Source organism: Humitalea rosea, assembly GCF_003253705.1.
In the GTDB taxonomy this organism is placed as follows: domain Bacteria; phylum Pseudomonadota; class Alphaproteobacteria; order Acetobacterales; family Acetobacteraceae; genus Humitalea; species Humitalea rosea.
In genome coordinates this window covers 1-21,633 of the sequence record NZ_QKYU01000030.1, presented here as the reverse complement: position 1 = coordinate 21,633, position 21,633 = coordinate 1, and the positions used below count along the sequence as shown (strand labels likewise).

Here is a 21,633-nt window from a genome sequence, read left to right as displayed (position 1 = left end):
AAAAACCAGCGTTTGCGCGACTCCCTCGCAACGCCACACCTTGCCGCCACGAGACGTGGAGACTGCGATGTATTTCGACCTGACCCTGTGGCGCATGACGCAGGGGCTGCGTGGGCTGATGGGGCTCGGCGTGCTGCTCGGGCTGCTGGCCCTCGGGGTCGGGATTGCGCGCTTCGCCTTCCTCGGCCTCGCTTTGGCCGAGGTATTCCGCGGCGCGCCCTTTCCGCAGGTCGCCTGGCCGCTGGCCGCGGCGGCCGGCGCCGTGCTGCTGCGCGCGGGGCTCGACCTCGCGCGGGAGGCGATCGCGCACCGCACCGCCGCCGAGGTCCAGGGCCATCTGCGCGGCGCCTTGTTCGACCGCGTCGCCGCCCTCGGCCCGGCCTGGTTCGCCGGCGAGCGCACGGGCGGGGTGATGCTTTCCATGGTCGATGGGGTCGAGCAGTTGCAGACCTTCTTCGGCCAGTATCTGCCGCAGCTTGCGATCGCCGCCTGCGCGCCCATCGCGATCTTCGCCTTCATCGCGTGGTGGGACGTGCCGGTCGCGAGCGTCCTGCTGGCCGCCTCGCTGCTGACCCTGGTGCTGCCGGTGCTGGTGCATCGCTGGGATCGCCGCGCCTCGATCGCGCGCCAGCGGGCGTTCAAGGCCTTCGGCGCCGAGTTCCTGGATGCGGTGCAGGGGCTGCCGACCTTGCAGGCCTTCGGCCAGAGCCGCCCCTGGCGCGACCGCCTGGCCGAGCGCGCCCGCGCCCTCTACCGCAGCACCTTCTGGGTGCTGGCGCTCAGCGTCATCACCCGCGGCATCACCGATTGCGGCATGGCCCTCGGTGCCGCGCTCGCACTGCTGCTCGGCGCGCAGCGGGTCATGGCGGGCGAGATGAGCCTGGATGCGCTGCTGGTCGTGCTGATGGCCGGCACCGAGATCTTCCGCCCCCTGCGCGACCTGCGTTCGGTGCTGCACCAGGGCATGATCGGCCAGTCCGCCGCCAGCGGGATCACCGATCTGCTCGCGGCGCGGCCGGACGTCCCGGCCGGTGGCGCCGCGCTGCCGGAAGGTGGCGCGCCCGGCATCGCCTTCGAGCAGGTGCGTTTCGCCTATCCGGGCGGGCGGGCGGCGGCGCATGCGGGGCTGGAGTTCCGCATCGCCCCGGGCGAGCGCGTCGGCATCGTGGGGCCGAGCGGGGCGGGCAAATCCTCGATCCTGCGGCTGCTGCTGCGGCAATACGATCCGCAAGGAGGGCGCGTCAGCATCGGTGGGCATGATCTGCGCGGCCTCGACCCCGACAGCATCCGCGCCCAGATCGCCATCGTCGCGCAGGACAGCGTGCTGTTCCACGGCACCGTGGCGGAGAACCTGCGCCTTGGCCGGCCCGAGGCGAGCGATGCCGAGGTCGAGGCTGCGGCCCGTGCCGCCCATGCGCATGACTTCATCCAGGCCCTGCCCGGCGGCTATGGCGCGATGATCGGCGAACGCGGGGTGATGCTCTCGGGCGGGCAGCGCCAGCGCCTCGCCATCGCCCGCGCGCTGCTGCGCGACGCGCCGATCCTGGTGCTGGACGAGGCGCTTTCGGCCGTAGATGCGGAGAATGAGGCGCTGATCCAGCAGGCGCTGGACCGGCTGATGCAGGGCCGCACCACGCTGATCCTGGCGCATCGCCTCTCCAGCGTGATCGGCGCCGACCGCATCCTGGTGCTGGACCAGGGCCGGGTGGTGGAAACCGGCACGCATGGGGCGCTGATGCGCCTGGGCGGCATCTACCGCCAGCTCATGGGCGACCAGGCGGGCGGCGCCGACGCCGGCGCGACGGCGCTGGACGATGCCATCGCGCCCATGGCCGAGGCCGCGGGGGAGGCGGGGGTGGTGCCGCGCGACCTCGATGCCGAGGCCGCGGCGATCGGCTGGCGGGAGACGCTGGCGAGCCTCGCCCGCTACATCCGCCCCTGGCGGTTCCGGCTGGCCCTGACCGTGCTGCTGGGCATCGGCCAGGTCGCGGCCTTTATCGGCGTCGGCGCGCTCGGCGCGCTGCTGATCGCGGCCGTCCGCGCCGGGGAGGATATGACGGCGCTCTCCGTGGCGCTGCTGGTGGTCGCACCGCTGGCGGGGCTGCTGCACTGGCTGGAATCCTGGCTCGCGCATGACATCGCCTACCGGCTGCTGGCCGAGATGCGGATCGACCTGTTCGACCGGCTGGACACCCTTGGCCCCGCCTATCTGCTGCGGCGCCGGGCGGGCGATCTGGTCGCGCTGGCGACGCAGGATGTCGAGACCGTCGAGTATTTCTACGCCCATACCGTCGCCCCCGCCGCCGTCGCGCTGCTGGTGCCGGCGACGGTGATGGGCGTGCTGGCGGTGGTCGCCTGGCCGCTGGCGCTGGTGCTGCTGCCCTTCCTCGCGCATGCGGCGCTGTCGCCGCTATGGGGCCGGGCGCGGGTGGACCGGCTGGGCTCGGAGGCACGGGCGCGGCTGGGCCAGCTCGGGGCGCAGGTGACCGAGACCATCCAGGGCCTGGCCGATCTGCAGGCGTTCCGCGCGGTCGGGCGGCGGCGGGCGGGCTTCATGGCGCTGGTCGCCGCCTACCGGGAGCGCCGGCTGGCGCTGCTGCGCGACCTGTCGCGCGGTGCGGCGGGGCTGGAGGTCGCGACCGGGCTCGGCGGTCTCGCGGTCGCGGCGGTGGGGGCGATGATGGTCGCGGAGGGGCAGCTGGATGCGGGGCTGCTGCCGCTGCTGATCCTGCTTTCGGTCGCGGCCTTCCTGCCGGTGTCGGAGATCGCACAGGTTGGGCGGCAGCTCGCCGATACCATCGCCTCGACGCGGCGGCTGCGGCTGGTGGAGCGCGAGGTGCCGGGCGTGACCGGCGGCAGCCTGGAGCCCCACCGCCCGCCCGGCGGCTCCGCGATCGCCTTCCAGGGGGTGCGCTTCACCTATCCTGGCCGGGTCCGCCCGGCGCTGGACGGGGTGGATATCGCCGTGCCGGCGGGGGCGACGGTGGCGCTGGTCGGCCCCTCCGGCGCCGGCAAATCGACCATCGCCAACCTGCTGCTGCGCTTCTGGGACCCGGACGCGGGCAGCGTGCGCCTCGACGGCGTGGCGCTGCCGGCGCTGACCCTGGCGGGGCTGCGCCGGCATGTCGCCCTGGTCGCGCAGGACACCTATCTGTTCAACGACACGCTGGAGGCGAACATCCGCCTCGCGCGGCCGGAGGCGAGTGCCGCGGCGCTGGACCAGGCGATCGGCCGCGCGGCCCTGGCCGGCTTCGTCGCGACCCTGCCGGAGGGGCTGGCGACACGGGTCGGCGAACGCGGCGCGCAGCTTTCGGGCGGGCAGCGCCAGCGCATCGCCATCGCCCGCGCCTTCCTCAAGGACGCGCCGGTGCTGGTGCTGGACGAGGCGACCTCGCATCTCGACACCATCAGCGAGGCGCAGGTGCGTGGCGCGCTGGACGTGCTGATGCGGGACCGCACCACCCTGGTGATCGCGCACCGGCTTTCCACCGTGCGCGACGCCGATCTGATCCTGGTGATGCAGGCGGGGCGGGTGGTGGAGGCGGGCGACCACGCGGGGCTGCTCGCGCGGGGCGGCGCCTATGCGCGGCTGGTGCGGCGGCAGATGCGGGGCATGCCGGATGCGGCGGAATAGGCGCCCTCAGGCGCCCTCGGCCGGATCGTACATCACGCCGGCGGTGGCAAAGCCGCCATCCACGTTGAGGATATGGCCCGCAACGAACCCGCAGTCGTCGCCGCAGAGGAAGGCGACGGCGCCGGCGATATCGGCCGGCGTCGCGTAGCGTTTCACCGCCATGCGGTCGAGGAAGGCCATGCGCTGCCGCGGCCCATGCGCGGTGCGGGCGATCTGCGTCGGGCCCGGCGCCACGCCATTGACCAGGATGCCATAGGGCGCGAGCTCGACCGCGAGCACCTTGGTCAGCGTCTCGATCCCGCCCTTGCTCGCGCCATAGGCCGCGCGCCCGGTGCCGCCGAACTGGCCGGACACGGAGGAGATGGTGACGATCCGCCCGCCGCGCGTCTCCGCATCGCCCGCCGCCATGGCGCGCCCCGCCGCCTGCGCGGTGACGAAGCAGCCGAACAGGTTGGTCCTGACGATGCGCTCGAACTTCGCCAGCGACATCTCCAGCACCGGGCTGCGGTCGGTGATGCCGGCGTTGCAGACCGCGATCCGCAGCCGCCCGAACTGCGCCTCGGCTTCGCGCACGGCAGCGGCGGCATCGGCCTCGGAGGCCACATCCATCCGGAAGGGCAGGGCCTGCCCGCCCGCCGCGCGGATCGCCTCCGCCACGCGCGTCGCGGCTTCGAGGTTGAGGTCGGCCACCAGCACCGGCGCGCCGTCGCGGGCCAGCCGTGCGGCGATCTCCGCCCCGATGCCGGAGCCGCCGCCGGTCACCAGCGCGGCGCGCCCGGCGAGACTCACGCGCCCTCCTCCATGACGATGACGCGCGCGGGCGCGCCGTCGCTGTCGGGCAGGCGCAGCGGCAGGCCGACCACCTGGTTTCGCGCGGCTTTCAGGGCGCCCATGTTGCACAGATATTCGAACATGATCACGCCGCGGGCGAGCAGGTGGAAATGCGTGACATGCTCCGGCAGCGGCGGGCGTGGCGCGCCGGTCAGGAAGTTGCGGATGCAGTGGTCCTGCGGGAAGTCGAAGCCGACCGCCTTGATCCCGCGTTCGCGCAGCCAGATCGAGCCCTCCGCCGTCATCCATGGCGCCTCCAGCCAGAAGGCCGGCGTGTCGATGCTGGCCCGCTCATCCCAGCGGGTGCGGATCAGCGCGAAATCGCCGGGCCGAAGATGCGCCCCCGCAGCGGCGAGGCGCTCCACATCGATCGCGGTATTGGTGGCGACATCGGAGACATCCACCACCGCCCCCGGCCCGACCGTCATCTCCAGGCTGATCGCATCGGTGGTGAAGCCCTCGGGATCGACGTGGCGCGGGCTGTCCATATGGGTGAAGGCATGGACGTTCCAGCCCGCCCAGGTCGCCTGGCCCGCACCGGTGTCATGGCTCTTGGCGAGGCGGCGCTCCACCTCCCAGCGGAAATGGCCGGTCTTGATGGGGGTGGAGAGGTCGATCAGGCGCGGCATCGGTGTCGTCTCCTAAACATCCCGCCAGGGCCCGTGCTGCCAGACGTCGCGCAGCGCCTCGGCCTCACGCAGCACCAGGTCGCGGGTTTGTTCGGCGTTGAGGTAGTGCAGCGGCACGAACAGCCGCTCGGCCTCGGCGATCCACAGCGGGTCGCGCATGGTGTTGGCGATCACCTCCTCCAGCCGCCGCTGGATCTCGCGCGGGGTGCCGCCGGGTGCGACGAGGCTGCGCACGACGCGGGTGTCCAGCGGATAGCCGGCCTCGCGGAAGGTCGGCACATCCGGCGTCATCGCGAAGCGCGCGGCGCCGGCCGAGGCGAGCGGGCGCACCCGGTTCTCGCGGATCAGCGCGACGCTTTCGCCCATGTTCATCGAGGCGACCTGGATATGCTCGCCGATCAGCGCGATCACCGTCGGCGCCTGGCCGGCGAAGGGGATGTGGTTCAGCTTGATGCCGGCGGCACGCTCCAGCCCGATCATCAGCAGATGGTCGTCCGAACCCACCCCGGCGGTGCCGACGGCGATGGCGCCGGGGTTGGCCTTGGCCGCGGCGACGAGGTCCGCGACCGTGCGGATCGGGCTGTTGGGCGAGACATGGAAGCCGCTCGGATCCTCGACGATGGTGGCGAGGTAGGCGAAGTCCATCAGCGTGTAGCGCGGCGTGCGCTCGATGGTGATGGTCTGCAGGCTGGGGGTGATGATGGTCCCGATGGTGTAGCCATCCGGCGGCGCCTGGAAGGCCGCGGTATAGCCGATCTCGGCGCCCGCGCCGGGCCGGTTGATGACGACGAAGTTCGACCCCGGCAGATGTCGCTGGAAGTGGCTCGTCATGGCGCGGATGTTGACGTCGGTGCCGCCGCCGGGCGGGAAGGGGACGATGACCTGGATCGGCCGTTCGCTTGGCCAGCCGGTTTGCGCCCTTGCCACATGGGGGGCCGCGAGGATGGGGCCGCCGAGGGTGGTGCCGATGCCCGCCGCGAAGAGGCAGCGCCGTGACGTCTCCATTGGATTGATCCTCCAAGTTCGTTCTTGGGCCAAGGGGACTCGGCGGCCTTGCCGGCAGCAACACGCGGGTTGGGGGCGCGCGTGACGTTGCGCGATCGAGGCTATGCAGCGCGATCCCATCTTGCAAGGCGCGTCCTGGTGGTTACCCGCGCTGGCTTGCGGGCGCCTCGCCCTCGTCGTCCGGCGCGTCCAGCGCCGGATCATTCGCGGCCGAGCCCAGGATATGCGCCCGCACGCTGGCGGCCACCTCCGCCGGATCACGGGTGCGCAGCGCCGCCAGGATCGCGCGATGCCCCTCGGCGCTGCGCCGTTGCGCGCGCGCCGAGGGCCAGAGCCCCATCGGCCACATGCGGGCGCGGTCCCGCGTCTCGATGATCAGCTCCGCCAGCGCCCGGTTCGGCGCGAAGCCATAGAGCGTGTCGTGAAAATCGACGTTGGTGGCGCTCTGGCTGGTCATGTCGCCCTCGGCCACCGCATGGTCGAAGGCATCGGCCTTGGCGTCGAGCAGGCGCAGCGCCGCATCGTCGATGGCGGGCAGGGCGGCGAGGGCGGCCTCGACCTCCAGCAGCACGCGGATCGCCAGCATGTCGCGCAGCCGGCGCCGGTCGGGCGTGGCGACGCGGAAGCCGCGGTTGGGCACATGCTCCACCGTCTGCCGCAGGACCAGCTCCGCCAGGGCGGCACGGATGTCGAAGCGGGTGGCGGCGAAATGCTCCTCCAGATCCACCTGGCGCAGCCATTCGCCGGCGCGAAAGGCGCCGGAGCGTATGGCGACGGCGATCTCCGCGGCGAGCGGGCGCTTGGCGGCCGGGGTTCGGGCCACGCCGGGTCAGCCCTCGGTCGCGAGGAGGGGTTGCACGCGGGAAAAAGCTGAGCTTATCATAATGGCGCCAATAATTGCGCCAAATGGCGCAGCGGGTCGAGCCTCGGTTTGGAGGGACGTCCCGCCCTGGGAAGGAAGCACACCATGATCCGTCTCGGTCGTCGTACCACCCTCGCACTCCCCGCGCTGCTGCTTGCCAACAAGGCCCATGCCCAAGGCGCGCCCGCCTCCTATCCGCAAGGATACCAGGATATCGTGGCGGGCGCCGAGCGAGAGGGCGCGCTGCTGATCTACTCGATCATGTCGCCCGAGAATTGGCGCCCGGTGCTGGAGGGCTTCAACCGCCGCTACCCCAAGGTGCGGGTGGAAACCCTCGACCTGCCGAATTCCCGCGAGGTCTTCGAGCGCTACCTCGCCGAACGCGGCACCAACAGCCGCAGCGCCGATCTGCTCGCCACCGCCGATCCCGGCGGCTGGATCGAGTTCCAGGGCCGGGGCGAGGTGATGCCCTATGAGTCGCCCGAAAGCGCCGCCTGGCCCGCCTGGTCGAAGCCCTGGCCTGGCGTCTACACCATCTCCTCCGATCCGCTGGTCTTCATCTTCAACAAGATGCTGGTGCCCGAGCCGCAGCAGCCCAAGAGCTTCGCCCAGTTCGTCGCCACGGCGGTCGAGAACCAGGGCCGCTGGCGCAACAAGATCACGAGCTATGGCGCGCATAACGGCGGCTTCGGCTATTCCTCCAACTTCGGCTTCGTGCAGAAGCATGGCGAGCAGGCCTGGGACTGGTTCAAGCAACTCGCTCCGGTGCGGCCGCGCTGGGAACGCTCCGGCGGCCCGATGACGGAGAAGGTGACCTCGGGCGAATATGCCGCGGGCTGGTTCGTCTCCGCCATCACCTTCTGGCCGCGGCTGAACGACCCGGCGCGGGCGCGTGTGCTCGGCTGGAACTTCATCGCCGACGGGCAGCCGGTCATCCTGCGCGGCATGGCCGCGACCAAGGGCGCGCGCAATCCCAATGCCGCCAAGCTGATGATCGACTACATCGCCTCGGCCGAGGGCCAGACGGCGTTCGGGCGCGGCGGGCTGACTCCGGCGCGGCCGGATGTGCAGCCGGGTGAGGGCATCCGCCATACCTACAGCTCCATCGTGCAGGCGGTGGGCGGCGAGCAGAACATCGCCTTCATCGACTACAATCAGAAGATGCTGGACGACTACCAGCCCTTCATCGATCGTTGGAAGCAAGCCTACGGCGTGAGCTGACCCATGCGGACCAGCGTGGCGGAGGCCCCGCCCACTCCTTCGGCCTTCCCGCGCGAGATCCCGATCCAGTACGGCACCGCCATCCTGGTGCTTGTGCTGGTGGTGGCGCCGCTGTTGCCAGTGCTGCTGCAATCGCTGCTGGACGGGGCGCTCTACGAGGACAGCTACACCTTCACTCTTGGGAACTTCGCCAAGCTCGCGCGGACCGATGGTTTCGGGCAGGTGCTGATCAACTCGGTGGTGCTGGCGGGGCTGACGACGCTGGTGGCGCAGGGGATCGGCACGCTGGCCGCCATCCTGTTCGGCCGCACCGATCTGCCGCTGGCACGGCTGATGGGCGAGCTGTTCCTTTGGCCGTTGTATCTTTCCGCGCTGGTGCTCTCCTTCGGCTGGTATGCGGTCTATGGCCCGGCCGGCTACTTCACGCAGATCTGGGATTCGCTGCTGGGGGAGGCGCCTTGGACGCTCTATTCCCTCGGCGGCATGGCGGTGATCGCGGGCGTCTCGCAGGCGCCGCTCGCCTATATCTACTGCCTGTCCTCGGCCACGATCACCGATCCGTCGCTGGAGGAAGCGGCGCGCGTCTCCGGCTCCGGCACCTTCCGTACCCTGTGGCGCATCACCTTGCCGCTGATGAAGCCGGCCATCGCCTATAGCGCGGTGCTGAACTTCACTGTGGGGCTCGAGCTTCTTTCGATCCCGCTGATCTTCGGCGACCCGGCCGGGATCACCGTGCTGACGACCTTCCTGTTCAACAACGGCATCTCCTCGCCGCGGCCGGACCATGGGCTGGTCGCGACCGCCGCCGCGCTGATGCTGGTCGTCGTGTGCTTCCTGGTCTGGTTGCAAGGCCGCATGCTCGGCAATACGCGGCGCTTCATCACCCTTGGCGGCAAGGCCTCGCGGCCGCGGCCGTTCCGGCTCGGCGTGCTGCGCTGGCCATTGTTCATCCTGGCCGCGCTCTACATCCTCGCGGCCGTTATCGCGCCCTTGGCGGTGCTGGTGCTGCGCGCCTTCACGAGCTTCCTGTCGCCGATGATCCCCTTGGGCGAGGTGCTGACGCTGGCGAATTTCGTCACCATCTTCGACTATCCGGTCTATGCCCGCTCGGTCTGGAATTCGCTGATCGTGAGCATCGTGGGCGGCGCGCTGGCGACGGCCTTGGTCGGCCTCATCGCCGTGATCGTGCACCGGTCGGAGTTCCGCTTCAGGGGCGCGCTGAGCTACCTCGCCTTGTTCCCGCGCGCGGTGCCCGGGGTGGTGGCGGGCATCGGCTTCTTCTACGCCTTCGCGCTCGTGCCGGGGCTCGGCAGCCTGCGCAACTCGATCTGGATCCTGGTGATCGCTTTCACGATGCGCTTCATCCCCGCCGGCATCGGCGCGGTGGCGCCCATGCTGCTGCAGGTCAGTCACGATCTGGATCGCGCGGCACGGGTGCAGGGGGCCGATTGGTGGACCACCAGCCGGAGCATCATGTTGCCGCTGATGCGGCCCGCGCTGGTCGGCTGCTTCACCATCCTCTTCATTTCCTTCTTCAAGGAATACGCGACCGCCATCTTCCTCTTCGCGCCGGGCAGCGAGGTCATCGGCACCACGCTGTTGCAGCTCTGGGTGCAGGGCGAGGTCGGGCTGGTCGCCGCATTGGCGACGATCCAGGTGGCGGTGATCGCCCTGTGCATCGCTGCGGTGCGCGGCATCTTCGGGGTGAAATTGCATGGCTGAGCTGGTGATCGAGGGGCTGACCAAACGGTTCGGTGGCGTCACCGCCGTCGATGACGTCAGCCTGCATGTCGCGGATGGCGAGTTCGTCACGCTGCTCGGCCCTTCGGGCTGTGGCAAGTCCACGACACTGGCGGCCGTCGCGGGGCTGGATCGCGCCGATGGCGGCCGCATCACCGTGGGCGACCGCGTCTATTTCGACGCGGCGCGCGGCATCTATCTGCCGCCCGAGGCGCGTAGCTGCGGCCTCGTGTTCCAGAGCTATGCGCTCTGGCCGCATATGACCGTGTTCGACAATGTCGTATTCCCGTTGACCTTGCGAAAGGTCTCGGCCGCCGATCGCCGCCGCCGGGTGATGGAGGTGCTGGAACTGGTGGAGATGGCGCCCTATGCCGCACGCTATCCGCATGAACTCTCGGGCGGGCAGCAGCAGCGCGTCGCACTGGCCCGCACGCTGGTCTATCACCCGGCGATCCTGCTGCTGGACGAGCCGCTGTCCAATCTCGACGCCAAGTTGCGGGACCGCGCGCGCGCCTGGCTCGCGGAACTGCGGACGCGGCTGCATTTGACGACCATCTATGTGACGCATGATCAGATCGAGGCGCTGTCGCTGTCCGATCGCATCGTGGTGATGAACGGCGGCCGCATCGCGCAGATCGGCACGCCGCAGGACATCTACGAACGCCCTGCCGATCCCTTTGTCGCGGATTTCATCGGCACGACCAATTTTCTTCCCGCGCGAGTCGCCGGGGCCTCTGCGGGTCGTGCGCAGCTTGAGCTGGATGATGGCCAGCGGCTGGAGGTTGTGGCCGCGCGCCCCGCCGAGGTCGGCAGCCGCGTGACCATCGCCTTCCGTCCCGAGCAGATGCATGTGGCGCCGCCGGGCCCCGCGGATGCGGCCGGGTCGGTGCTGAATACCCGCGTGACCAGCCGCTCCTATGTCGGCGGCAATTGGCAGGTCGGGCTCGACCTTGCCGGGGCGGTGCTGCGGCTGGAAACACGCCAGCCGCCGCCTGAGGATGTGCTGCGCCTATGGCTGCCCCATGCGGGCGGCATCCTGTTTCGTGGAGTCGCCGATGCCGCCGCTTGAGGAGACGGGCCTGCCCCGGGCCGATTACACGCCGGGCGTGCGCGGGCCGCTGGAAGGCGTGCGCGTGCTCGACCTCTCCCGCCTCGTTGCCGGGAACACGGTGACGCAGCATTTGGCCGATTTCGGTGCCATCGTGGACAAGGTGGAGCCGCGCGACGGTGACACCTTGCGCGGCTGGCGGGTGAAGGGCGTCGAGACCGCCTGGAAGGTCCATGGCCGCGGCAAGCGCAGCCTGTGCATCGACTTCCGGCACAAGGAGGCGGTGCCCCTGATCCGCCGCCTCGTCCCCGGCGCCGCCATCCTGGTGGAAAGCTTCCGGCCTGGCACGATGGAAGCCATGGGCCTCTCGCCCGAGGTCCTGCTGGAGCTTGAGCCACGGCTGATCATCCTGCGGATTTCCGGCTGGGGGCAGGATGGGCCCTATAGCCGCCGCCCGGGCTTCGGCACCTTGATCGAGGGCTTCGCGGGGTTCGCCGACATGAACGGCTTCCCCGATCGCGAGCCGGTGCTGCCGCCGATGTATTTGGCCGACACCATCGCCGGGCTGACCGGCGCCTTCGCCGCCATGGCGGCCTTGCGCGAAGTGGAGGTGAATGGCGGGCAGGGGCAGGTGATCGACCTGCCGTTGCTGGACCCGCTGTTCACGGCACTCGGCCCGCAGGCGGCGAACTACCGGCTGACCGGCCGGGTCAAGCAGCGCACCGGCAGCCGCTCCACCGGGGCCGCGCCGCGCAATGTCTATCGCACCAGCGACGACGGCTGGGTCTGCCTCTCCGCCTCCACCCAGGGCATGGCCGAGCGCGTGATGCGCTCGATCGGTCGGGGCGATCTGGTCGATGATCCGCGCTTCCGCACCAATGAGGCGCGGGTCGCGAATGGCGAAATGCTCGATGGCATCATCGGTGCCTTCGTAGGAACCCGTACATTGGAGGAAAACGTGGCCTTCTTCGAAGCCGCCGAGGTCACCATCGGCCCGGTCAACAACATCGTCCGCTTCATGCACGACCGGCATGTGCAGGCGCGTGCCCTTGTCGCCGACTACCCCGACGCGGACATGGGCAGCTTCCCGATGCATGCGGTCTCCTCCCGCCTCTCCGGCACGCCCGGGGCGATCCGCAGCCCGGCGCCGCGCCTTGGCGAGCACAGCCGCCAGATCCTTGCCGGGCAGGGGTTCGATACCGCCGAGATCGAGGCCGCCGTCACCTCCGGCCTGGTGGCCGCGGCATGAGCGCGCATCCGGTTTGGCGCTCCGGCCTGTTCGTGCCGGTGAATGTGGAGCGCTTCCTGGCCAAGGCCAGTTCCCGCGGCGCCGATACCATCCAGCTCGACCTGGAGGACAGCATCGCCCCCGGCGACAAGCCCGATGCCCGCCGCAAGGTCGAGGCCGCCGTCGCCCGCATCCGCGCCGAGGGCCGCTCGGATGTGCTGGTCCGCATCAACCAGCCGCTGGAGGATGCGGTGCGGGACCTCGAGGTCGCGGTCATCCCCGGCGTCGATGCCATCATGGTCACCAAGGTCGAGGGGCCGGACCATCTGCGGCTGCTGGACGAGCTGGTTTCCCGCCTCGAACAGAAGCGCGAGATGCCGGCGGGCGGCATCCGCTTCCTGGCGTTGATCGAGGCGCCGGGGCCGTTGGCACAGGCCCATGCCATCGCCCGCTCCACGCCGCGCCTGCTGGGGATGTCGCTGGGGGCCGAGGATTACGCGACCGCGATCGGCGGCGAGCCGACCGAGGATGTGCTGCTGATGCCCAAGCAGCAGATCCTGCAGGCCGCGACGGCCGCGGGTTTGATGCCGATGGGCACCATCGGCACCGTCGCCGACTACTCGGATATCGCGGCCTATCTGCGCGTGGTGCGGCGTTCGGCGAGCTTCGGCTTCGTCGGTGCCTCGGCGATCCATCCGGCGCAGGTGCCGGCGCTGAACGAGGGCTTCAGCCCCAGCGCCGAGGCGGTGGCCAAGGCGGAGAAGATCGTGGCCATGGACCGCGAGGCGGCGGCGGAGGGGCGCGGCTCCTTCGCGCTGGACGGCAAGATGATCGACATCCCGATCGTCCAGCGCGCCCAGGCCTTGCTGGTGCGGGCGCGCGCCATCGCGGCGCGCGCGCGCTGAGGCCCTACTCGGCCGGTGCGGCACTTGCCGCGGGACCAGGGCCGGCCGGGCTCGCCGCCCCCACCCTTGCGGTGGCGAAAAGCGCGCCGGCCACGATCAGATAGGCCAGGGTCACGCCCGGCGTGACCCCGAGCCCATTGCCGACCCCCACCGTCGCGCCATGCATGAAGCCGAAGTAGGTCAGCACCGCGCCCGCGAGCGCGAAGGCCGAGGCCTTGATGAAATTCTTCTCGATCACGCAGACGGCGACCGCGGCCAGGATCAGCCCGGTCAGGATCGCGCCCTCGCCCAACACCTCCAGTCCCGGGTAGAGCACGCCGAGCCCGGCCATCTTGTCGAAGCCGACCGCCGCCGCATTGGTGCCGGCCGCCCCCAGCGCGCCATCGATCAGCGTCTTGGCCCAGGCCGCCAGATGCGGGGTGAAGGCGAGGACGATCGCCGGCGCGTGGCTATGCGGCGTCTCCTGGAAGGCCTGCGCCCCGATCAGCATGCCGATGTAGAGCAGGATGGGTGAGATCGCGACGATCGGGATCAGATCCAGCAGCACCGAGGTGATGCCGAGCCAGGTCAGCACCAGCACCGTGAGCCCGGTCGCGGCGGAATAGCCGATGCGTCCGCCCATCGCCTTCCAGCCCGGGTGGCCGATGTAGACCGCGTTGATGAAGGGGTTGCCCATCATGCAGCCGATGAAGCTGACGACGCCATCGGCGGTCAGCACCCGGGTGGTGGGGAAGGCGTCGCCCGCGACCTCCGCGCTCTCGACATTGTCCATGGCCTCGACGAGGTCGTAGATGCCGAAGGGAATGGCGGTGACCAGGATCACCCCGATGAACTCGAAGCCCGAGAAGACATGGTCGAAGGCCGGGATCGGCACCGAGAAGCCGAGGTTGGAAAAGGCCGCGAGGAACCGCGCCCCGGACAGCCCGCCGATGCTGGCGCCGAAGGCCGCCGAGCCCCAGGCGATCACCGAGCCGATCAGGATCGCGACCAGCCCCGCCGGCATCCCGCGCGGAAACCGCACCGCCCCGAACCAGCCGAGCAGGATCACCGCGAAGCAGGTGATGCCGATGACCGGGGTCATGTACATCTCCAGCGCCGGGCGCATCGCGATGAAGGTGACCGAGACGCCGGCCAGCGTGCCGAGCAGGGCCGCGCGCGGCGTGATCTTGCGGATCACCGGGGCGACAAAGCCGCCGATCATCAGGATGATGCTCTGCACGAAGACCCAGGCGAGCCCGGCCTCCCAGGCTTTTATGGGGTCCTGGGTGCGGCCGAGGATCGGCAGCATCACCACCAGCACTACGATGAACATATGCGGCACGCTGATGCCGGAGGGCAGCGCGCAAACATCGCTGCGCCCGGTGCGGAGTGCCAGGCGGTAGGCGAGCCAAGCGTAATACGCCGTGCTGAGGAACATCATCAGCCCCGCCGCGGGCAGGATGCGTCCGAAGACGATCGCATCCGGCATTTGCAGCACGAAGCGCAGCAGCCCGGTCAGCACGATGACATTGACCAGGATATTGGTGCCGAAGCCGAAGAAGGCGTTCCAGTCCCCCGGCACCCAAAGCACCGGCCTGTCCGTTCGCGTCGCCTGCATGGTCGTCACCTTTCGTTTGGGAGCACCTCATCGAGGGCCTGTGCCACCGCGGCCACGGTGGCGACCCAGCCGAAGATCCCGCCTTGCGCCGCGATCATCGCCAGTGCCGTCGCGTGGAAATCCGGGAAGTAGGAGGCGCAGCAGTCGCCCACGACGATGCAGCGCAGGCCCCGGTCATTGGCCTCGCGGACCGAGGTATGGACGCAGACCTCTGTGGTGACGCCGGCGACCAGCAGCGTGTCCACGCCGCGGTTGCGCAGCACGAGGTCGAGGTCGGTCTGGTAGAAGGCGCCCTTGCCGGGCTTGTCGATCACCGGCTCGCCGGGTTCGGGGGCGAGTGCGGGGATGATCTCATGCCCCGGCTCGCCCCGGATCAGGATGCGGCCCATTGGGCCGGGGTCGCCGATCCGCAGGCCGGGGGGGCCGCGCTCGACCTTGGCCGGCGGCGCGTCCGAGAGGTCGGGGCGATGCCCTTCCCGGGTATGGATGATGGTCAGCCCCGCGGCGCGGGCCGCGGCCAGCAGCATGCGGCACGGCTCCACCGCGGCGCCGAGCAGCGAGACGTCATTGCCGAGTGCGGCGCCGAAGCCTCCCGGCTCCAGGAAGTCGCGCTGCATGTCGATGACCAGCAGCGCCGTGTGGCGCGGGTCGAGTGCGATCGGGGCAGGCTGGGCATCGACCAGGACCAAGACAATGCGCTCCGGCAAGCCTGATGCCGATGAAGCAACAATTGTGCCGTCCCGTTTCTCGGAGGATGGCCCCTGCCGACAGCGGGATGGCCTGCTGGCGATGATGCGTTGGGCAGCGGCTGCCTGCCGGATATGCAGTCGCCCCGCTTGATCCGCCGCAATCCGCGGCGGCGCCCCAGGGTCTAGACACGCTCCCGCCAGAAGACAGGAAGAGCAGCGAGATGAGCGCGACCACGGCCGCCCCGCCCACGCCAGCGCCGGGGCCATCGCGGCGCCTGCTGGGCCTCGGCCTTGCCGCCACCGTGATGTTCGGCTTCTGCCTGCTGCCGCCCTTCGACGGGCTGCCGGTGGCGGGGCAGCGGGCCATCGGCATCCTGCTGTTCGCGGTGATCCTCTGGGTGACGGAGGCGGTGGACACCACGGTCAGCGCGGTGCTGATCGTCGTGGCCATCATCCTGCTGCTCGGCTTCGCGCCGGACCTGACCGATGGCACGCGGCGGCTCGGCATCGCCCGGGCGCGCGATCTTGCCATCGCAGGCTTCGCCAACAATGCGGTCGTGCTGGTCGGCGCGGCGCTGGTCTTCGCCGCGGCGGTCAGCGTCACCGGGCTCGACCGGCGCATCGCGCTGAATGTGCTGGCCCGCGTCGGGTCAGAGACCAAGGCGATCCTGGCCGGCACGCTGCTGGTCGGCATCCTGCTGGCCTTCCTGGTGCCCTCGGCGACCGCGCGCGTCTCGGCCGTGGTGCCGATCGTGCTCGGCATCATCGCCGCCTTCGGCATCAGCCGGGATTCGCGGCTGGCGGCGCTGCTGATGATCGGCTCGGCGCAGATCTGTTCGGTGATGAATATCGGCGTGCTGACGGCGGCGGCGCAGAACATCACCATGCTGGGCTTCACCCAGCGCGCGCTCGGCCAGAGCGTGACCTGGTTCGACTGGTTCCTCGCCGCTTTGCCGTTCTGGCTGATCATGACGCCGATCCTCTACCTGATCCTGTGGCGCTTCCACCGGCCGGAGGTCGACCGGATCGAGGGGGGGGCCGCCAGCATCAAGGCGCGGCTGGCCGAGCTCGGCGCCATGACGGGGGTGGAGAAGCGTACCCTGCTGACCGCGGCGGTCCTGCTGCTGCTCTGGGCGACGGAGGGGCGGCTGCATCCCTTCGACACCGCCAGCACCACCATCATGGCGATCGCCGTGCTGCTGCTGCCGGGCATCGGCGTGATGAGCTGGAAGCAGGCGCAGACCTCGGTGCCCTGGGGCACGCTGCTGCTGTTCGGCGTCGGCGTGGCGCTCGGCATGGTGCTGGTGACGACGCGCGGCGCGCCCTGGCTCGCGGGGCTGATCGTCGATGGCTTCCATCTGCGCCAGGCGACGCCCTTCCTGATCATTGCGGTGATGTCGGCCTTCCTGATCGTGGTCCACCTGGGCTTCGCCTCGGCAACCGCGCTCTCCTCGGCCTTCATCCCCATCGTGATCTCGGTGTTGCAGGAGGTGAGCCGGGCCGGCGTGCCGGTGAACATCCTCGGCATCACCATGATCCTGCAATTCGCCGTCTCCTTCGGCTTCATGCTGGTGATGAACGCGCCGCAGAACATGGTGGCCTATGGCACCGGCACCTTCACCGGGCGCGCCTTCTCCCGCTCGGGCGTGGTGATCACGCTGGTGGGCTATGCGGTGATGCTGCTGCTGGCGGCGACCTGGTGGCGCTGGCTCGGGCTGACCACGGTCTGACCGGCCGCCGCCGGCCAGTATCGCTTCGGCGCCTTGCCGCAGACGCGCTTGAAGGCATTGCCGAACGCGCTTTCTGAGGCATAGCCGATCCTGGCGGCAATGCTCGCTACCGCTTCACCCCGGCGCAGCGCATCCCGGGCGAGCTGCATGCGCCAGCGCAGCAGATATTCGAGCGGCGGAACCCCGACGCTGTTCTTGAAGCGGAGTGCGAAGGCGGAGCGGGACATGCCGACGGCGCTGGCAAGCGCCTCGACCGTCCAGCGATGGGCGACCTCGCCATGCATGAGGTTCAGGGCGATCCCCATCTGCGGGTCCGCCAGCGCGCCGATCCAGCCGGCGCCATTGTCGCCTTGCATGGCGACATAGGCGCGGAGCGCCTGGACGAGAAGGACCTCGGCGAGACGGTGCGTCACCAGCGAGGCCCCCATCTGCGTGCTGCGGATTTCGCGATCGAGGATCTCGAGCGTGCCGCGCAGGACCGCCGAAGCCTTCTCCGCCGCGGGAATGAGCATGAACGGCGGCAGGACATCGAGCAGAAGCCTGGCATGCGTGAGTTCGAACACGAAGCTTCCCGCCAGCAGCACGGTCTCGGCGCCACCATGATGGGCGGTGTCGGCATGGTCCCAGTCGAAGAGCGCGATCCCGTCGCCGGGCGTCATCTCCTGGTCATTCGCCAGGATATAGGGCGGGGCGTTGGCCAGGAGGAAGGTGTCGCCCGCGGCAAGCCGATGCGGCGCCGTCCCGGGAAGCGTGATCCAGCACTCTCCGCGCAGGATGGTGGCGAACTTCAGCGCCGGCTTGGCCGGGAAGCGAAGGGCCCAGGCGCCGCCTGCCTCGAAACGGGTGCAACGTGCGCTCCGGATATCGAGCAGGGTGAAAACGTCGGTAAGAGAATCCATGCCGGTCCAAGACTGCCGCGCCGATAATTTGGAGCATGGCGCATAGATCGTCCAGAGATCCTCGGCGATGATCCGTGCAGCAAAAGAGGAGCCGGTCATGTCAGGCATAAAGGGCAAGGTCGTCGCAATCACCGGCGCCAGCAGCGGCATTGGCGAGGCCACGGCGATTCACCTGGCCGAGCGCGGCGCCAGGCTTGTGCTCGGTGCGCGGCGGGACGATCGCCTGGAGGCCTTGGCAGGCCGCATCACCGCTGCGGGCGGCGAGGCCGTTTGGGCGCGGACGGATGTGAAGCGGCGCGAGGACCTCGTCGATCTCGTGGCACTGGGATGCGAGCGATACGGCAGGCTCGACGTCCTCATCAACAACGCGGGCGTCGCACCCATCTCCCTCCTCGACGAACTCCGGGTCGAGGACTGGGAGGAGATGATCGATGTGAACATCAAAGGCGTCCTTTACGGCATCGCGGCGGCGCTGCCGGTGTTTCGCCGGCAGGGCTTCGGGCATGTCGTCAACACGCTCTCCACGGCGGGCATCAAGATCGTCCCGACCATGGCCGTCTATGCCGGCTCGAAGAATGCCGTCCGGGCGATCTCCGAGGGGCTGCGGCAGGAGGCGGGCGCCAGGCTGCGCGTCACCGTGGTTTCGCCAGGCATTGTCAGCACCGAGCTCGCCTCATCGATGACGAACCTCGAGAACCAGGCGCAAACCCGCGCCGCAATGGCCATGGCCATCTCGCCATCCGCAGTCGCGCGCGCCATCGCCTTCGCCATCGAGCAGCCAGCCGATGTTGATGTGGGCGAGATCGTCGTGCGTCCTACCGCGCAGGGCTAGCTCGGCCCGCCACGTCTTCCACCGTGGCGGCGGCCAGCTAATGCCCGCCGCCACCTCCGCCCGGACGCGGCGTCTTCAGCAGCAGCACCAGCGGCGCCGCGGCGAAGAACAGGCCGGCCATCAGGATGAGCACGTCGTTGTAGGACAGGATCAGCGCCTGCTGCGTCACCACATCCGACAGCTTGCGCAGCGCCGCGCTCTCGGCCTGCACCGACCCGAGGCGCGGGGTCAGCGCGCTGGTCATCGTGTCCAGCCAATGCGTGGCGCCTGACCGCGCCCAGCCGGCCGATTCGGCCAAATGCTGGCGATGCCCCGCGCTGCGGTCGATCACCAGCGTGTTGATCAGCGCAAGCCCCACCGCGCCGCCGAGGTTGCGCATCAGGTTGAACAGCCCCGAGGCATTCTTCAGCATCTGCGGCGGCAAGGTGCCCAGCGCCACCTGGTTGACCGGCACCATGATGGTGAGTGTGGCGACCCCGCGCAGCCCCAGCGGTATCCACAGCTCGGTGAAGGAGGATTGCGTCGTCAGCTGCGCCGTCATCCAGATCGCCAGCCCGTTGGCCAGCAGCCCGACCGCCATGATCAGCCGCAGATCGACGCTGCGGGCAAGCCTGCCGACGATGGGTGCGGCCATGAACATGCCGACGCCGGTGATGAACATGGTCTCACCGATCTGCAGGCTGTTGTAGCCGCGGATGCGCCCGAGATAGAGCGGAATCAGATAGACCGAGCCATAGAGCCCGACGCCCACGAGGAAGGCGAAGAGGGCCCCAATCGCGAAGTTCCTGTTGCCATAGGCCCGCAGCTCGACGATCGGCTCGTTGCGGGTGAAGGCGCGGTGAAAGAACAGCGCCCCGCTGATCATGCAGATGACGGCCAGCGAGAGCACCGTGCTGTCCTGCAGCCAGTCCCAGCGCGGGCCCTCCTCCATCACGTATTCCAGGCAGCCGAGGAAGGTCGCCATCAGCCCGAGCCCGATCCAGTCGAAGCGGGCGAAGAGCCGGCTGTCGCCCTGGTCGATATCGACATTGGTCCAGACCGACCAGGCGATGAACAGCCCGACCGGCACGTTGATCAGGAACAGCCAGTGCCAGGAGAAGGTCTCCGTCAGCAGCCCGCCGAGGGTCGGTCCGATGGTGGGCGCAAGCGTCGCGGTCAGCCCGATCAGCACGCTCATCCGGGTGCGCTGGTCGCCTTTGAACATGAGGAAGGCGCTGGCGAAGACGGTTGGGATCATCGCCCCGCCCAAAAAGCCCTGCAGGGCGCGGAAGACGATCATCTCCGGCAGGCTGGTCGCCATGGCGCAGGCAAAGGAGAAGATGGTGAAGCCGAGCGCCGAGATGGTGAAGAGCAACCGCGTGGACAGCAGCCGGGACAGGAACCCCGACAGCGGGATCATGACGATCTCGGCGATCAGGTAGGAGGTCTGCACCCAGGAGGCTTCGTCGGGGCTGGCCGCGAGCCCCGCCTGGATGTCGGAGATGCTGGCCGAGACGATCTGGATGTCCAGGATCGCCATGAACATGCCGAGCACCATCGACATGAAGCCGAAGAAGTGGCGCCGGGGCACGCCCAACACCAGGGGCCCGGCGGGTGCGGCGGCGGCGGGCATCGTGGTCGCGGACATGGGATGTATCCCGGCTCGTGGCTCAGCGGCCGCTCAACACGGCGGCTGCGGCACCGAAGACGCCACGCGGCGCGGTCGGGTCGGCGCGGGTATCCACCTCGGCCTCGACCGACAGGCCGGGGCGCAGGATGGAGGGGTCCTGGCCCGCGTCCAGCGCGATGCGCACCGGCACCCGCTGCACGATCTTGGTGAAGTTGCCGGTCGCGTTCTCGGGCGGCAGCAGGCTGAACTGCGAGCCGGTGGCCGGCGCCAGGCTGTCCACATGCCCATGCAGGGCGGCGGCGCCATGGGCATCGACCGAGAGCGTCACCGGCTGGCCGGGATGCATCCGCGCGACCTGGGTCTCCTTGAAATTGGCCACGACCCACTGCCGGTCGGGCGGCGGGGCCACCGCGATCAGGTTCTGCCCCACCCGCACATGCGCGCCGATCTGCGCCGCGCGATTGCCGACGATGCCGTCGAAGGGCGCGCGGATCACGGTGTTGGCGAGGTCGCTTTCCGCCAGCACCAGCTGGGCGGCGGCAGTATCCCGCCGCGCGCGGGCGGCGCGGGCCTGGGATTCGATCACCGGCAAGGTCGCCTGCGCCGCCTGGATATTGGCCTGCGCCGCCAGGACGTTGGCATCGGCCTTGCGCCGGTCGGCCAGGGTGCGCTCGGCATTCTCGCGGCTGCCATAGCCGCTGGTGGCGAGGCTGCCGTAACGGCTGGCATCGGCGGCGGCGCGGGCCTGCTCGGCCTGGGCGGTGCCGAGCTGCGCCTCGGCCGCCGCGATCTGGGCGCGCTGCTGGTCGATCTGGGCGGCATAGGTGCCGATCGCGGCCTCGGCCTCGGCCAGCCCCGCGGCGGCGGCGTCGCGCCGGGCGCGCCAGTCGCGGTCCTCCAGCCGGATCAACGGCTGGCCGGCTGTCACGCGCTGATTGTCGGCGACGTCGATGGCAATCACATCGCCCTCGATCCGTGGCCCGAGCACGACGATATCGCCCTGCACATAGGCGTTGTCGGTGCTTTCCAGGAAGCTGCCGACCCGCACCCACCAGGTGGCGCCGAGCGCCGCCCCGATCAGCCCGGATTATTCACCAAGGTTAGCGGACATGGCGCAACGCCTTGATCGGCCATAGGATTCGGTTGCGACACTCACATCCAGCCGATTTCGGAC

17 protein-coding genes are annotated in these 21,633 nt (G+C 69.8%); 8 read left to right on the top strand and 9 right to left on the bottom strand.

From position 1 onward, the window contains the following. The first annotated feature begins 55 nt into the window (after positions 1-55). Positions 56-3,634 (top strand): ABC transporter ATP-binding protein, encoded by a 3,579-nt coding sequence (locus C8P66_RS20270; RefSeq protein WP_245903703.1) that lies wholly within the window; start codon positions 56-58, stop codon positions 3,632-3,634. Between the two features lie 6 nt (positions 3,635-3,640). Here the strand turns inward: C8P66_RS20270 and C8P66_RS20265 are convergent, their stop codons facing one another. From C8P66_RS20265 to C8P66_RS20250, 4 genes are all read right to left on the bottom strand, one after another. Next, a complete protein-coding gene (locus C8P66_RS20265; RefSeq protein WP_111400108.1) occupies positions 3,641-4,423 on the bottom strand; it encodes an SDR family NAD(P)-dependent oxidoreductase in 783 nt (260 codons plus the stop codon). Beyond that, positions 4,420-5,094 carry a cyclase family protein gene (locus C8P66_RS20260; RefSeq protein ID WP_111400107.1) on the bottom strand — a complete coding sequence of 225 codons (675 nt, stop codon included), beginning with the start codon at positions 5,092-5,094 and terminating at the stop codon, positions 4,420-4,422. Before C8P66_RS20260 ends, C8P66_RS20265 begins: the two co-directional genes overlap by 4 nt. Positions 5,095-5,106: 12 nt before the next feature. Beyond that, positions 5,107-6,099 carry a tripartite tricarboxylate transporter substrate binding protein gene (locus tag C8P66_RS20255; protein ID WP_158537329.1) on the bottom strand — a complete coding sequence of 331 codons (993 nt, stop codon included), beginning with the start codon at positions 6,097-6,099 and terminating at the stop codon, positions 5,107-5,109. Positions 6,100-6,241: 142 nt separating this feature from the next. After that, a complete protein-coding gene (locus C8P66_RS20250) occupies positions 6,242-6,922 on the bottom strand; it encodes a GntR family transcriptional regulator (RefSeq protein WP_111400105.1) in 681 nt (226 codons plus the stop codon). Positions 6,923-7,066: 144 nt separating this feature from the next. On the opposite strand from C8P66_RS20250, the gene C8P66_RS20245 reads away from it, so the two are divergent. The 5 genes from C8P66_RS20245 to C8P66_RS20225 are packed head-to-tail and all read left to right on the top strand — an operon-like array spanning position 7,067 to position 13,103. Then, positions 7,067-8,182, top strand: a complete 1,116-nt coding sequence (locus C8P66_RS20245) for an ABC transporter substrate-binding protein (RefSeq protein ID WP_111400104.1) — start codon at positions 7,067-7,069, stop codon at positions 8,180-8,182. 3 nt (positions 8,183-8,185) lie between these two features. Further along, entirely contained in the window at positions 8,186-9,904 is a 1,719-nt protein-coding gene (locus C8P66_RS20240; protein ID WP_111400103.1) for an ABC transporter permease, read from the top strand. Beyond that, entirely contained in the window at positions 9,897-10,991 is a 1,095-nt protein-coding gene (locus C8P66_RS20235; protein ID WP_111400102.1) for an ABC transporter ATP-binding protein, read from the top strand. The genes C8P66_RS20240 and C8P66_RS20235 overlap by 8 nt, the downstream gene beginning before the upstream one ends. After that, positions 10,978-12,219 carry a CaiB/BaiF CoA transferase family protein gene (locus tag C8P66_RS20230; RefSeq protein WP_245903702.1) on the top strand — a complete coding sequence of 414 codons (1,242 nt, stop codon included), beginning with the start codon at positions 10,978-10,980 and terminating at the stop codon, positions 12,217-12,219. Before C8P66_RS20235 ends, C8P66_RS20230 begins: the two co-directional genes overlap by 14 nt. Further along, on the top strand, positions 12,216-13,103 hold the full coding sequence (locus C8P66_RS20225) for an HpcH/HpaI aldolase/citrate lyase family protein (RefSeq protein WP_111400100.1): 888 nt from the start codon (positions 12,216-12,218) through the stop codon (positions 13,101-13,103). The genes C8P66_RS20230 and C8P66_RS20225 overlap by 4 nt, the downstream gene beginning before the upstream one ends. 4 nt (positions 13,104-13,107) lie before the next feature. On the opposite strand, the gene C8P66_RS20220 is transcribed toward C8P66_RS20225, so the two are convergent. Continuing rightward, positions 13,108-14,700, bottom strand: coding sequence for a regulator (locus C8P66_RS20220; RefSeq protein WP_111400142.1), 1,593 nt, complete (start codon positions 14,698-14,700; stop codon positions 13,108-13,110). A gap of 5 nt (positions 14,701-14,705) precedes the next feature. Continuing rightward, complete coding sequence (locus C8P66_RS20215) at positions 14,706-15,389, bottom strand: cysteine hydrolase family protein (RefSeq protein WP_245903701.1); 684 nt, start codon at positions 15,387-15,389, stop codon at positions 14,706-14,708. A 221-nt stretch (positions 15,390-15,610) separates the two neighbouring features. Between C8P66_RS20215 and C8P66_RS20210 the strand changes: the two genes are divergently transcribed. Then, positions 15,611-17,119, top strand: coding sequence for a DASS family sodium-coupled anion symporter (locus tag C8P66_RS20210; protein WP_111400098.1), 1,509 nt, complete (start codon positions 15,611-15,613; stop codon positions 17,117-17,119). Here the strand turns inward: C8P66_RS20210 and C8P66_RS20205 are convergent. Further along, positions 17,056-18,018: an AraC family transcriptional regulator gene (locus tag C8P66_RS20205; protein ID WP_111400141.1), complete on the bottom strand. Its 963-nt coding sequence runs from the start codon at positions 18,016-18,018 to the stop codon at positions 17,056-17,058. The two genes, C8P66_RS20210 and C8P66_RS20205, sit on opposite strands and share 64 nt — an antisense overlap. Positions 18,019-18,085: 67 nt before the next feature. Between C8P66_RS20205 and C8P66_RS20200 the strand changes: the two genes are divergently transcribed. After that, complete coding sequence (locus C8P66_RS20200) at positions 18,086-18,850, top strand: SDR family oxidoreductase (protein WP_245903700.1); 765 nt, start codon at positions 18,086-18,088, stop codon at positions 18,848-18,850. A gap of 37 nt (positions 18,851-18,887) precedes the next feature. Here C8P66_RS20200 and C8P66_RS20195 read toward each other — a convergent pair whose 3' ends face one another. Further along, positions 18,888-20,477: a DHA2 family efflux MFS transporter permease subunit gene (locus C8P66_RS20195; RefSeq protein WP_111400096.1), complete on the bottom strand. Its 1,590-nt coding sequence runs from the start codon at positions 20,475-20,477 to the stop codon at positions 18,888-18,890. 22 nt (positions 20,478-20,499) lie between these two features. Next, a complete protein-coding gene (locus tag C8P66_RS20190; protein ID WP_245903699.1) occupies positions 20,500-21,507 on the bottom strand; it encodes an HlyD family secretion protein in 1,008 nt (335 codons plus the stop codon). Positions 21,508-21,633 lie beyond the last annotated feature (126 nt).